General features: G+C 41.2%; 10 protein-coding genes. 9 read left to right on the top strand and 1 reads right to left on the bottom strand.

Going from position 1 to position 13,418, the window contains the following annotated elements; translation table 11 throughout:
- Nucleotides 1–639: 639 nt before the first annotated feature.
- The 4 genes from BCU84_RS02420 to BCU84_RS02405 all read left to right on the top strand — a co-directional run bounded on the left by BCU84_RS02420 (nt 640) and on the right by BCU84_RS02405 (nt 5,150).
- Nucleotides 640–1,938, top strand: a complete 1,299-nt coding sequence (locus BCU84_RS02420) for a CmpA/NrtA family ABC transporter substrate-binding protein (protein ID WP_241906341.1) — start codon at nt 640–642, stop codon at nt 1,936–1,938.
- Nucleotides 1,939–2,078: 140 nt separating this feature from the next.
- On the top strand, nt 2,079–2,999 hold the full coding sequence (locus BCU84_RS02415; protein WP_241906340.1) for an ABC transporter permease: 921 nt from the start codon (nt 2,079–2,081) through the stop codon (nt 2,997–2,999).
- Between the two features lie 16 nt (nt 3,000–3,015).
- Complete coding sequence (locus BCU84_RS02410) at nt 3,016–3,858, top strand: ABC transporter ATP-binding protein (protein WP_102526511.1); 843 nt, start codon at nt 3,016–3,018, stop codon at nt 3,856–3,858.
- A 131-nt stretch (nt 3,859–3,989) separates the two neighbouring features.
- Nucleotides 3,990–5,150, top strand: coding sequence for an alginate export family protein (locus BCU84_RS02405; protein ID WP_198589516.1), 1,161 nt, complete (start codon nt 3,990–3,992; stop codon nt 5,148–5,150).
- Nucleotides 5,151–5,280: 130 nt separating this feature from the next.
- Here BCU84_RS02405 and BCU84_RS02400 read toward each other — a convergent pair whose 3' ends face one another.
- Nucleotides 5,281–6,528, bottom strand: coding sequence for a dicarboxylate/amino acid:cation symporter (locus BCU84_RS02400; protein ID WP_102526509.1), 1,248 nt, complete (start codon nt 6,526–6,528; stop codon nt 5,281–5,283).
- 363 nt (nt 6,529–6,891) lie between these two features.
- On the opposite strand from BCU84_RS02400, the gene BCU84_RS02395 reads away from it, so the two are divergent.
- The 5 genes from BCU84_RS02395 to BCU84_RS02375 all read left to right on the top strand — a co-directional run bounded on the left by BCU84_RS02395 (nt 6,892) and on the right by BCU84_RS02375 (nt 13,402).
- Entirely contained in the window at nt 6,892–7,314 is a 423-nt protein-coding gene (locus BCU84_RS02395) for a YqaA family protein (protein WP_102526508.1), read from the top strand.
- Nucleotides 7,315–7,500: 186 nt separating this feature from the next.
- Nucleotides 7,501–10,332: a pitrilysin family protein gene (locus BCU84_RS02390; RefSeq protein WP_102526507.1), complete on the top strand. Its 2,832-nt coding sequence runs from the start codon at nt 7,501–7,503 to the stop codon at nt 10,330–10,332.
- A gap of 251 nt (nt 10,333–10,583) precedes the next feature.
- Nucleotides 10,584–12,176 (top strand): glutamate--cysteine ligase, encoded by a 1,593-nt coding sequence (gene gshA, locus BCU84_RS02385; protein ID WP_102526506.1) that lies wholly within the window; start codon nt 10,584–10,586, stop codon nt 12,174–12,176.
- Nucleotides 12,173–12,601, top strand: a complete 429-nt coding sequence (locus tag BCU84_RS02380; RefSeq protein ID WP_102526505.1) for a hypothetical protein — start codon at nt 12,173–12,175, stop codon at nt 12,599–12,601. Before gshA ends, BCU84_RS02380 begins: the two co-directional genes overlap by 4 nt.
- A 183-nt stretch (nt 12,602–12,784) precedes the next feature.
- Entirely contained in the window at nt 12,785–13,402 is a 618-nt protein-coding gene (locus BCU84_RS02375; RefSeq protein ID WP_102526504.1) for a hypothetical protein, read from the top strand.
- Nucleotides 13,403–13,418 lie beyond the last annotated feature (16 nt).

Here is a 13,418-nt window from a genome sequence, read left to right as displayed (position 1 = left end):
AGTCTCAACAAACTAAGTCTCATTAAACCTACTCTCAACAAGCTAAGTCTCATTAAACCTACTCCCAACAAACTAAGTCTCATTAAACCTAGTCTCATTAAACCTAGTCTCATTAAATCTAATCTCAGCAAACTAAGTCTCATTCAACCTCATGCCATTTATTCAAAAGTGATTTTTTCGTTTCAATAAAATGTTGCACCTCTTTAGGGGGATACTTTGCCGTTCAAGTACCCATTTAGGTGCGATTGAACTTATGTTGCACTGAATTGGTATCACCCTTTATGAGCACTACCAGTGCTTAATTTGTATACCTGTTTAAAAACAGAGACTTAAAAGGTTGGCACGGTTGCTGAATAGTATTTATCAACAATTCGAATTTTCAGTAGTGCTCATAAGTCGCATTTATCGTTGGTTATTTAATCGATTGTCTGTGTTGTGAGCCTTGAAAGAGATAAATTAATTTAAGCAAAGGCGCTTAATTATTCCTTAGGGAGTAGTTGGCGCCTTTTTTGTTTTCCCTATTTCAAACTTAGTTTTTGACTTAACTTTTTTAAATTTAACAAGGATAGAAAGATGAATTGGAAAAAAGCACTTAAACATACTCTATTGGCTGTGTCGTTTACGGCAGTCGCTCCTGCTATGGCAGAGGTAGGCTTTCCTGAAAAAGAAGAGTTAACGTTCGGTTTTATCAAATTAACCGATATGGCGCCGATTGCGATTGCTTATGAAAATGGTTACTTCGAAGAAGAAGGTTTATATGTGACCATCGAAGCACAAGCTAACTGGAAGGTGCTATTAGATGGTGTTATCGATGGACGTTTAGATGGTGCACATATGTTGGCAGGGCAACCGATAGCTGCCACGATTGGTTATGGCACTAAAGCTCACATCATCACGCCTTTTTCGATGGACTTAAATGGTAATGCGATTACGGTTTCAAATGATATTTGGAGCAAGATGAAACCCAATATTGCCAAAGATAGTGAAGGGAAACCCGTTCACCCTATTAAAGCTGATGCGTTAAAACCAGTGGTAGAGGAATACACTGAAGCGGGTAAGCCATTTAAAATGGGTATGGTATTTCCTGTCTCAACTCATAACTACGAATTACGTTATTGGTTAGCAGCAGGTGGTATCCACCCTGGTTACTACGCGCCTCATAGAGGTGATACTTCAGGTCAGTTAGATGCCCAAGCATTTTTATCAGTGACGCCACCACCACAGATGCCTTCAACCCTTGAAGCGGGCACGATTTATGGTTACTGCGTGGGTGAGCCATGGAACCAACAAGCCGTGTTTAAAGGTATTGGGGTGCCAGTGGTTACCGATTACGAGATCTGGAAAAATAACCCTGAGAAAGTCTTTGGTATAACAGCTGAATTTGCAGAAAAATACCCTAACACAACAATTCGATTAACCCGTGCTCTGATCAAAGCGGCGAAATGGTTAGATGATAACAACAATGCTAACCGTCCTGCTGCAGTTAAGATTTTGTCACAGTCAAACTATGTTGGTGCCGATTACGATGTGATTGCCAATAGCATGACAGGTACCTTTGAATACGAAAAAGGTGATAAGCGTTCAGTACCTGATTTCAATGTGTTCTTCCGCTACAACGCAACTTATCCATATTACTCTGATGCGATTTGGTATTTGACTCAAATGCGCCGTTGGGGACAAATCTCAGATGATAAGCCTGATGCTTGGTACAAAGATGTTGCTGCAAAAGTTTATCGTCCTGATATCTACGCTAAAGCTGCACAGTCTCTGATTGATGATAAGACAATCGAAGCTAAGCACTTCCCAGATTTTGCAACGGAAACGGGATTTAAAAAACCACAGCAGCACTTCATTGATGACATCGTTTATGACGGTAGTGCGCCTAATGATTATTTAAGCAAATTCGCTATTGGCTTAAAGCAGGGCGACAAACTCTAGATGATGTATTCGTAAGCAAGTTGAGTCATCAACTTGCTTACGTTTAGCGCGGAGTTAAGGAACACATTATGACAACCATTACACGCTTAACCGATCGATTAATGCTCGATAAAAGTAAATTGACCTCTTTAGTCTCTTGGATGGCTCAAGCCAGTAAAGCATTGCTACTGCCTGTCATTGGCATCACGGTTTTTTTAGTGATTTGGTCAATTGCTGCAAATAGCATTAATACCTCGTTAGGTAAATTCCCCGGTCCTGTTGCCGTGGCAGAACAGTTTGGGGCTTTATATCAAGAGCATAATGCTGAAAGGGTGAAAGCCGAGGCCTTTTATGAGCGTCAAGACAAGCGAAATGCTGCACGATTAGAAGTTGACCCTAGCTACGTTGTGAAAGTCAGAGCATACACAGGTAAAGAAACCTTTGTTGACCAGATTTCTACAAGTCTAGTGACAGTGATGTCAGGCTTTATCTTGGCTGCTGCTATTGCGATTCCAATGGGAATTTGGATGGGCTTGAGTCCAACGCTAAATGCAGCACTGAATCCGATAGTGCAAATTTTTAAGCCTGTATCGCCATTAGCCTGGTTACCTTTGGTGACAATGGTTGTCAGTGCGCTGTATGTATCGCCAGATCCTATGGTGTCTAAATCGTTTATTAATTCTTTACTCACGGTCACTTTATGTAGTTTGTGGCCAATGATGATTAATACTTCTCTTGGTGTAGCCAATATTGACTCTGATTTAGTGAACGTGAGTCGTGTACTGCGTTTATCTCCGTTGACCCATGTACAGAAAATTGTGTTACCGGCTTCGATTCCACTCATCTTTACAGGTATGCGCTTATCGCTTGGCGTTGCTTGGATGGTATTGATTGCGGCAGAAATGCTGGCACAAAACCCAGGGTTAGGTAAGTTCGTTTGGGATGAGTTTCAAAATGGTAGTTCAGAGTCATTGGCACGCATTATGGCTGCCGTGGTGGTTATTGGTCTAATTGGTTTTTTACTCGACCGAGGAGTGCTGGCGTTACAACGTTGGTTCTCGTGGGATAAAACCAAGTCATGAATGAGAGGAAAATCTAATGAGCACTTTTTTAGACATAAGTAACATTGATATGGATTTCCCTACACCTAAAGGGCCATTTAAAGCACTTAAGGAAGTGAACCTTAAAATCAATAAAGGCGAGTTCGTGTCACTGATTGGTCACTCAGGTTGCGGTAAGTCTACGGTACTGAACATTGTCGCGGGTTTATACCAAGCAACCAAAGGTGGCGTGATTTTAAATAGCACAGAAGTGGCAGAACCAGGGCCAGAACGTGCCGTTGTGTTTCAGAACCACTCATTGCTGCCTTGGTTAACCTCATATCAAAATGTTGAGTTAGCCGTAAAGCAGGTGTTTAAGAATAAAAAATCCAAAGCAGAAATGAAAGATTGGATTGAATACAACTTGAAACTGGTTCATATGGACCATGCGATGCATAAGTTACCCAGCGAAATATCAGGTGGTATGAAACAACGTGTTGGTATTGCTAGAGCACTGGCAATGGAGCCTGAGGTGTTACTGATGGATGAGCCTTTTGGGGCACTTGATGCGTTAACCAGAGCCCATATGCAAGACTCGTTGATGGAGATTCAGAATGAGCTCAATAACACGGTCATTATGATCACCCATGACGTTGATGAAGCGGTGTTGCTGTCAGACAAAATTGTCATGATGACCAATGGCCCTGCGGCAACAGTAGGCGAAATTTTAGACGTAAATTTACCTCGTCCTAGAGAGCGTTTAGCACTCGCAGAGGATAAAGATTATAACCATTTAAGAGCTGAGGTACTGAAGTTCTTATACGAAAAACAACGCAAAGTTGAGAATATAAATATTAGCAATTCATCAATTAGTAATGATGAAACTGCTAATGTTGGCTAAGATTATTCTGATGGATAAGCTTTAAATACAATAAGGGAAATATGATGAGAAAGAACCAACTTGCAAGCTTAATCAATAAAAAGTTAGCCAAGTCTGCTTTGACTTTACTTGCACCTGCTTCATTGGCATTGATGGGCCAAGTACATGCAGCAGAAGCAACAACGATTGCAGAAGCGGTTACCGAGGGAAAGGTCAAGGTAGACCTTAACCTTCGTTATGAAATGGTTGAGCAAGATAACGCACTAAAAGATGCAGATGCTTTTACGCTACGTACTCGACTTACTTATGCGACAGCTGATTACTATGGTTTTAGTTCGTTAGTAGAGTTTGAAGATTCACGCGTCGTGGCTGGGGTTGATGATTACAACAACACTCTCGGTAAGAACCCTGATTATTCGGTCATTGCCGATCCAGAAACCACAGAGCTTGACCAATTCTTTTTAAAATACAATTACGAAGGTTTCACTGCTAAAGGTGGCCGTCAAGTGATTACCTTTGATAACCAACGTTTTGTTGGTCATGTAGGCTGGCGTCAAGATAGGCAGACCTTTGACGGGCTTATGCTTGAATATAAATTCAACGACGTTTTTAAAATTGATTACGGTTACATTACTCAACGTAATCGTATCTTTGCTGAAGAGAAAGATATCGATTCAAAAGATAATTTAATTAATGCTCAATTAAAAACGGGCTTCGGTACATTAAGTGCTTATGGTTACCTTCTGGAAGAAGATACCAATATTGAAAATGGTCTGGATACCTACGGTGTCCGTTTCGCGGGAAAAACCGATATTGGTGATATTAAAGTACTTTATTCTGCAGAGTACGCGACGCAAGACTCAGACACTGCAGGCCAATCTTATTCTGCTGATTATATGAGCGTTGAAGGTGGCATTGGACTTTCAATGGTCACATTCAAAATAGGTTATGAGCTGTTAGGATCTGATGGCGGCGACTATGGTTTCTCGACTCCATTGGCAACACTGCACGGCTTTAATGGTTGGACGGACCAATTCTTAACCACACCTAAACAAGGTTTAGCTGACTTGTATGCGTCGATTGGCGGTAACGTAATCGGTGGTAAATGGGCTGTGGCTTATCATGAGTTTGATGCAGATGAATCGAGTGCGGTTGTCGATGATTTAGGCTCAGAAATTAACGCGGTGTTTAGTGTACCTTTCTATGACCACTATACTGTTGGTGTTAAGTATGCGGCTTATTCTGCAGGTGATGTGGCTGCGGGTAAAGTTGATACCGATAAAGGCTGGGTGTGGTTTAATGCCAAGTTCTAATGTTTATTTAAAACGCTACGTTTTAATGACAAAATTGTCATAAAGCAGGCAATAAAAATGGCAGATGATTTCATCTGCCATTTTTGATTTTATCGCGCTATATCAAGCTGAACTATGCTAATGCTAAAGCTTAAGCTGCTTGTTCAACGACTTTCTCATTTGAGTAAAATTGCTCTTCATCAAACTGACCTTCACTTTTACCAATAACAACAGCTGTCATCATATCGCCAGTGACATTGGTTGCAGTACGGATCATATCAATTACGCGGTCGATAGCGGCAATAAAGGCAATCCCTTCAAGCGGTAAACCCACAACACCTAGTGTTACGGTTAACATCACCATTGCACTTCCCGGCACGCCAGCAGTACCTACTGATGCTACCGTCGCTGTAACCGCAATTAACATATAGTCAGTCATGTCTAACGGAATACCGTAGATTTGAGCAATAAAGATAGCCGCAATTGCTGGGTAAATACCGCCACAACCGTCCATGTTCATGGTGGCGCCTAGTGGCAATACAAATGCGCTATAACGTTTTGATACACCCATTGATTCAGTACATTTATTACTGGCAGGCAATGTGCCAAAGCTTGATGCGGTGCTGAAAGCCACTAGTTGGGCAGGCATTGCTTTACGGAAAAACTGCACTGGGCTTAAGCGAGCTACAAACTTAATTAAACCGCCGTAAACGAAAATAATGTGAATTAATGCGGCAACGTAAATGGCTAAGATGAACTTACCAAGCGGAAGTAGAGTTGATAATCCATATTCGCCAACAACCCACGCCATTAAGCCAAATACACCTATTGGAGTCAGTTTTAACACCATACGAGTTAATTCAAACATCACTTCAGCACCCGCTGAAATGGTGTTTTTTAAAGGCGCTGCTTTTTCGCCAACGGTATTAATCGCTATACCGACTAACGCGGCAAAGACAATAATCTGGAGTACTTTACCTTCTGCTAGTGATGCAAAAGGGTTCTCGGGGATCATGTTCAGTAATACTTGAGCGAAGCCCGGAATATCTCGGTCACGCACTTCACTTGTTGCGAGCTCAATGCTGCCACCCATGTCGAATGAGCTACCAATGGCTAGGCCAATAAATGATGCGGCCGTACCTGTCAGCATAAACATGCCTAAGGTTTTGAGGCTGAGCCGCTTAAGGTTTGCTTGTGAGCCTAAAGAAGTAATGCTAACTACGATGGCACAAAATACTAACGGTGCGACCAGCATTTTAATGGCACTAATGAATAAGTCGCCTAGTGGCTTTAACATTATGGCGCTATCGCCAAGTGCGATACCTGCTAAAATACCAAATGCGAAACCCGCTAGCACTTTCTGCCAAAAAGGAATACGTTTCAAGGTTTGAAAAATCATTTCAATTCCAACTATTTATTATACTTGCTCTTTAAAGTCGGCAAGGGGATTATTATTTCAATAACCTAACACAATCACACATAAAGGCCATTGATAGTCATTGTTGATTTGTTTGTTACGAGCAAGAATACGTCGATAAGCCATATCATGTTCAGCTTATTTTAATATTGCTTAACTACAGTCTTTATCTGAACAATTTTCGAATTGTATTGAGTGTTCCAAGGTGGAACAAACCGTTTTTGATATAACTTATGCCAAAAACGTAATATGTTAAATGCACTTTAAAATTCAACAACTTGCTAACTTTGTCGTCTGTATAGTTGAAAGTGTTTAAAACTCTATAGATATCATTAGGTAAAGTAAATGACTGCGTTATGGTTAATGTTTAGTGGGGCGTTTTTAGCGGCAACTTTGTTACCTGGAGGTTCAGAAGTTTTACTTGTGGCTTTGCTAACAGATGCGCCTGAAACTTGGGTATCTTTGCTGGTGGTTGCCAGCGTAGGTAATTCGTTAGGAGCGATTACAAGTTACTATTTAGGCTATTTAGGTCGATTTGCTAAGACGCCAGAGGACTTTGCCTCTAAAAAATACCAACATGGATTAAATTTAATTGAAAAATATGGCTACTGGGCATTACTCTTGTCTTGGCTACCTTTGATTGGTGATATTTTGTGTTTAATTGCAGGTTGGTTAAAGCTACCCATAGTCCCTTCTACAATCATGATTTTGATTGGCAAAACAATTCGATACTCTTTAATAGTAGCGGCCTTTATGTGGGCGTGGTAAAACGATAGTAATAGGCGTTTTACACCAAGTATTTTATACGAATCGTATTTTATAAATAATGTCAGTGAGGCTTTTTTCAGCAATTGAATCAATAAGGTGAAATTTACTGAAACCCTATGTATTCCCTGCTGTCAGAGATGACATTAGCACATCTCACTGACCTTATATTTATTCAAGGAGAATAGAGTGAAAAAATGGATCTTAGCAGCGGCAATTTCAATCGCTATTAGTGGCTGCGCTCATGAAGCAACGACCTCTTCATTATTACCCGACGGGGTGACCTTACTTGAAACCGTTCAAGCATCAGATGCGATAGGCATCCCTTATAAAAAATACCAACTTGAAAACGGCTTAACGGTCATTCTGCATCAAGACAGCTCAGATCCTTTAGTTCATGTTGATGTGACCTATCATGTGGGCTCAGCTCGCGAAGTGGCTGGCCGCAGTGGCTTTGCACATTTATTTGAGCACATGATGTTTCAAGGTTCGCAAAATGTGGGCGATGAACAACACTTTAAAGTGATCACCGAAGCAGGTGGCACCTTAAATGGCACCACTAATACCGACCGAACCAACTACTTTGAAACGGTGCCAAGTAATCAGCTAGAAAAAATGTTGTGGCTAGAGTCAGACCGAATGGGCTTTTTGTTGCCAGCGTTAACCAGCGAGAAGTTTGAAGTACAGCGTGAGACAGTTAAAAATGAACGGGCTCAGCGTATTGATAACCAGCCATATGGCCGTTTGAATGAGCGTTTCAATCAAGCAATGTTCCCAGCAGGGCACCCTTATTCTTGGCCAGTAATTGGCTGGCCTGAAGATTTAGAACGTGCCACGGTTGATGATGTTAGAAACTTTTTCAAACGTTGGTATGGCCCTAACAATGCAACATTAACCATTGGCGGTGACTTTGATGAAGTGCAAACCCTTGCCATGGTGAATAAGTACTTTGGTGAATTAGCACGTGGCCCTGAAGTAAATCCGGATCCGAAGACACCAGTGAGCCTAGATAAAACTCGTTATATCTCTATGGAAGACAAGGTACATTTACCACTTGTCTACATGGGATTCCCAACGGTATACGCTCGTCATCAAGATGAAGCCGCATTAGATTTATTAGCAAACATATTAGGTGGGGGGAAAACCTCATTACTCTATAAAAACCTAGTAAAAGATGGTTTTGCGGTGCAAGCCTCGGTAGGGCACCCGTGCCAAGAGTTATCTTGTCGTTTAACCTTATTTGCATTAGCTAACCCGGCTAGTGGTGCTAACCTTGCTGACCTTGAGCAAAAGATTACTGACTCTATTGCTGAATTTGAGCAACGCGGGGTGACCGATGACGATTTACAAAAAGTAAAAGTACAATTTGAGTCTGACACTATCTATGGCATGCAAAGTGTCAAAGGTAAGGTATCAACACTGGCTTATAATCAAACCTTTTTCGATAACCCGAATATGGTCGCAAGTGATCTTGAGCGATACGCCAGTGTCACGAAAGAAGACGTCATGCGCGTTTTCAACAAATATATCAAAGATAAACCGATGGTGGTGATGAGCGTTGTCCCAGAAGGTGCAAAACAGCTTATTGCAAAACCGGATAACTTTACTCCGACTATGCTACCTATTGCTGAGGAAGCGGTAACTGGGACTGAAAATGTCCGTCAAATTACCTCAAGCTTTGATCGCACAGTCATGCCGAAAGTTGGTGACGCCCCTGTACTTAAAGTACCTCAGCTTTGGACTGCATCATTAGCTAATGGTATTGAAGTCATGGGGACTGAAAGTAATGAAACCCCAACCGTTGAGTTATTAATTTATCTTGAAGGAGGAAATCGACTTCCTGAAATGGATAAAGCTGGCTTAGCTTCAATAACTGCGTCAATGCTAAACGAGTCAACCGAAAAGCGCACAACAGAAGAGTTAGCGGGCGCACTAGAAATGCTAGGTAGTCGTATTTCGTTCGGTGCATCAGCCACGCAAAGCTATATTCAAGTGTCGAGTTTGACAGAGAACCTAACGCCGACATTAGCTATTTTACAAGAAAAGTTATTTAGTCCAGCTTTTGCTGAGGCGGATTTTGAGCGCTTAAAGCAACAGGAAATTCAAGGTCTACAGCATCAAGAGTCAGATCCTAACTTTCTTGCTAGCCGTGGTTTTTCAAGCTTACTTTATGGCGATGATAGCCATTTTAGTGCTAATGCTGGTGGTACTCTTGAGACTGTATCAGGATTAACGCTTGATGATGTGAAGCAGTTTTATCAGCAGCAGTATAAAGCTGGCAATGCACAGGTGGTCGTGGTGTCTGATTTAAATCAGCAAGAAATCATGCCTTCATTAGCAGTATTTGAGCAATGGCAAGGTCAAGCTAATGAGCCTATGGCATTACCACCATTGCCTAAGCTTGCTGGTGGCACCATTTATATCATTGATAAACCAGATGCTGCCCAATCAGTGATTAAAATGGGTAAACGTGCTTTACCTTATGATGCTACTGGTAATTACTTCAAAGCATTCTTAATGAATTATCCATTGGGCGGCGCGTTTAATAGTCGCATTAACTTAAATCTTCGTGAAGATAAAGGTTATACCTACGGCGCGCGTACTGGCTTTAATGGGAATGACTTAACTGGACGTTTTGAAGCTTCTGCAAGTGTGAGAAGTGATGTGACAGCGGAGTCAGTAACTGAATTTATTAATGAAATAAAGCAGTTCCAAAAAGACGGTATGACGGAAGAAGAGTTGGCCTTTATGCGCAGTTCGATTTCTCAAGGTAAAGCATTAGACTATGAAACGCCATATCAAAAAGCAGGGTTTATGCGCATTATTCAGCGTTACAAACTGGCCGATGACTTTACTGAACAGCAAGCTGACATTGTTGAAAACATCACAGCGAAAGAGCTAAATAAGCTTGCGGCTGAACAGCTTAAATTATCTGAGATGATTATTGTCATTGTGGGTGATAAACAAGCTATTTCACCAAAGCTTGAAGCATTGGGCTATCCTATTAAGGTGATTAAATAAGTTTAGCTATTGCTTTTGAAGTTATAGACCCTATATAGCCTATATAGGGTCTGATACAATGAATAAAAACTAATAACGGTGACAATAAAAATGTTACCGTTTTTTCTTTATTAGGCGCTAAAATGTGATTAATTTCATTAATTGTATTTATTTATACAGTTTGGGAAATTATCTCGTCTAATATCGGGTCTAGCAGTTTGAACGTCGTGGATGTGAACGGCTAATACGAGCAACAATAAGAGAACAGCAAATTGAATTCATTCAATGAAACAATCGATCTTCTTTCTAACGGCGAAGGCCGTGAATCTTTACTTGGCATGCTACGTGGTATTGAACGTGAAGCATTACGTATCGATGACTCAGGTCAATTAGCAAAAGATGGCCACCCAGAAAAGCTAGGTTCTGCATTAACCCATTCTCGTATTACCACTGATTACAGTGAGTCATTGCTTGAGTTTATTACTCCTGTTAATACCAATATTGATACCTTATTAGAAGGCTTGACTCAAACTCATGCCTATAGCGTAAAAAACATGAATGGCCAGTCGCTATGGCCTGTGAGTATGCCGTGTTATGTGGGGGATGAAAAAGATATTCCGATTGCACGTTATGGCAGCTCAAATAACGGTAAAATGAAAACCTTATACCGTAAAGGTTTAACCCATAGATATGGCCCACTGATGCAGATTATTGCAGGGGTACATTTTAACTTTTCAGTATCAGAAAAGTTATGGGATAGCTTGTATGAGAACAGTGATAAAAGCTTAACGCGTCAAGATTTTATCTCAGAGTCTTACTTTGGCATGATCCGTAATTATCGCCGCCTGGTTTGGGTGTTGCCTTACTTCTTTGGTTCATCACCTGCGCTTTGTAGTTCTTTCATTAAAGGTCAGTCTACTGAGTTCGACTTTAAAACAACGGGTAAAGGCACCTTATACCTACCGTATGCAACGTCATTGCGTATGAGTGATTTAGGTTACACCAACCAAGAACAAGAGCAGCTTATTATTAGCTACAACTCACTACCTGAGTATTTAAATGGTGTCGGTGAAGCCATCAGAATGCCTTCAGAAAGCTTTGCCAAAATTGGTGTCAAAGTGGATGGCGAATATCGCCAACTTAACAGCAATGTATTACAAATCGAGAATGAGTTTTACTCGCCTATTCGTGCTAAACGTGTGGCTAAGTCTGGCGAAAAACCTTCAGAGGCTTTGGCTAGAGCTGGGGTTGAATATATTGAAGTGCGTGCACTTGATGTTAACCCGTATAGCCCAATCGGGATTGATGCTAGTCAGGTCAAGTTCCTCGATTTATTCTTGCTGTATTGCTTGTTGTTGTCTTCAGAAAAAACCGATGCATCGGCTGAAGCTGAAATTGCTGCAAACCTTAAGGCGGTTGTGCTTGAAGGTCGTAAACCTGGCTTAGCATTGAGCCGTAATGGTCAACAAGTTGCCTTGAATGAGTGGTTAAATGATATTTTTGAGCCCATGACAAGAATTGCTAAATTACTTGATGGCGAAGGCACACAATACCAAGATGCGTTAACGCAGTGGCATGCGGCGATTAACGATCCAAGCAAAACAATCTCTGGTCGTGTAATTGACGATATGGTTAATCAAGGTATTGACCATGGCGTTTGGGTGAAACAATTATCTCAGCAATATCATGAGTATTTAACTAATTACCCATTGTCAGAATCGACTATGGCAGAGTATGAAGCAGAAGCTGCAGCATCTCTACAGCAACAAAAAGACGTTGAAACCCAACCTTCTGTAGGATTTGATGAGTTTTTGGCTGACTACTTTGCTGATTTAGCTGAACCTGCAACAGCAGTGAATCAATGAGAAACATTGCGTTACTAGCGATATCGGTTGTGTTGCTGCAAGGCTGCGCAACGTCTACTGAAGATGAACTGATTTGTGGTTCAGTGGCGAGTTATATTACGCCACCAGTCACAGACAGTTTATATCGTGTCGTGGTAACGCACCTTAACGGTAAACCAGTTATTTCACGTCCATATTATAAGTTACCAACGGGTGAACATCAGTTTACTGTTGCTGAGTTAATTGAATCGCCGGAACTGAAAGTTAAATTAGCTGCTCGACAAACTAAAACTATCTTGGTTGAGGTTGAACGAGAGCAGCGTTATCACTTAGCCGCTGAATTTAAACTAGATAAAGTTTACAACGGATTAAATACAGATTATTGGCAACCAGTTGTCTGGAAAAAAGAATCTTATGAGTGTGCGTTTGCCAACCCAATGGAGTAAGCTTGCGCGAATTTTCTATTCGTACACCATTCTAAACCATTCATTTAATCTGTAACCGCGTCGCCTTATGCTCAAGTAAGGCTTATGGCTAATTTTCTGGTAAACCCGATTGCATCTGTACTTCATAGATGTGAAAATCTAGCCCTATGATTGAGTTTGTATTCCGTTGATTTAAGGGCTTTTATGAAGTGGTTTTTCCGTGCTTTTAGCACCGTTATTCTTCTGCAACTTGCAGGCTGCGCTACACCACCGCCTAAAGAACCTGATAATTTATGTTCTATATTCCAAGAGAATCGCTCTTGGTATAAAGCCGCAGTCAATACCCGTGATAAATGGGGAGTACCTGTGCATGTCCCGTTAGCCATGATGTATCAAGAAAGTTCGTTTAAGCATAATGCCGCGCCGCCAATGGAATACTTTTTAGGTTTTATCCCAACAGGCAGAGCCAGTGATGCTTATGGTTATGCTCAAGCTAAAACCATGACTTGGGATGATTACGTGCGTGAAACAGGGAACTCTTGGTCGAGCCGCAGTAACTTTGATGACGCGATGGACTTTATGGGATGGTTTATTTACAAAACTCATAAAATTAATGGCGTTTCAAAATGGGATGCCAAGAATCAATATTTGAATTACCACGAAGGTTGGGGCGGTTATAAACGTGGCACTTATAAGGCTAAAGCTTGGTTAGGGCCTGTGGCTGATCGTGTTGACGCCCGTTCTAAAACCTATGCTCAACAATACCGAACCTGTAAAGAGGATTTAGATTCTTCATGGTTATGGCGTTTGTTTTTCGGTTAAGCTGAGCGTAACAACT

The organism is Shewanella sp. 10N.286.51.B7, assembly GCF_002873615.1.
Classification (GTDB): domain Bacteria; phylum Pseudomonadota; class Gammaproteobacteria; order Enterobacterales; family Shewanellaceae; genus Shewanella; species Shewanella electrodiphila.
The sequence above is the reverse complement of the archived record's forward strand: the minus strand, read 5'-3'. Positions and strand labels throughout refer to the sequence as shown.

Coding starts and splice junctions, on each gene's coding strand:
- BCU84_RS02415 (WP_241906340.1), top strand. CDS start 2,079: ATGGCTCAAGCCAGTAAAGCATTGCTACTGCCTGTCATTGGCATCACG.
- BCU84_RS02375 (WP_102526504.1), top strand. CDS start 12,785: ATGAAGTGGTTTTTCCGTGCTTTTAGCACCGTTATTCTTCTGCAACTT.
- BCU84_RS02380 (WP_102526505.1), top strand. CDS start 12,173: ATGAGAAACATTGCGTTACTAGCGATATCGGTTGTGTTGCTGCAAGGC.
- BCU84_RS02395 (WP_102526508.1), top strand. CDS start 6,892: ATGACTGCGTTATGGTTAATGTTTAGTGGGGCGTTTTTAGCGGCAACT.
- BCU84_RS02410 (WP_102526511.1), top strand. CDS start 3,016: ATGAGCACTTTTTTAGACATAAGTAACATTGATATGGATTTCCCTACA.
- BCU84_RS02405 (WP_198589516.1), top strand. CDS start 3,990: ATGGGCCAAGTACATGCAGCAGAAGCAACAACGATTGCAGAAGCGGTT.
- BCU84_RS02400 (WP_102526509.1), bottom strand. CDS start 6,528: ATGATTTTTCAAACCTTGAAACGTATTCCTTTTTGGCAGAAAGTGCTA.
- BCU84_RS02420 (WP_241906341.1), top strand. CDS start 640: ATGGCAGAGGTAGGCTTTCCTGAAAAAGAAGAGTTAACGTTCGGTTTT.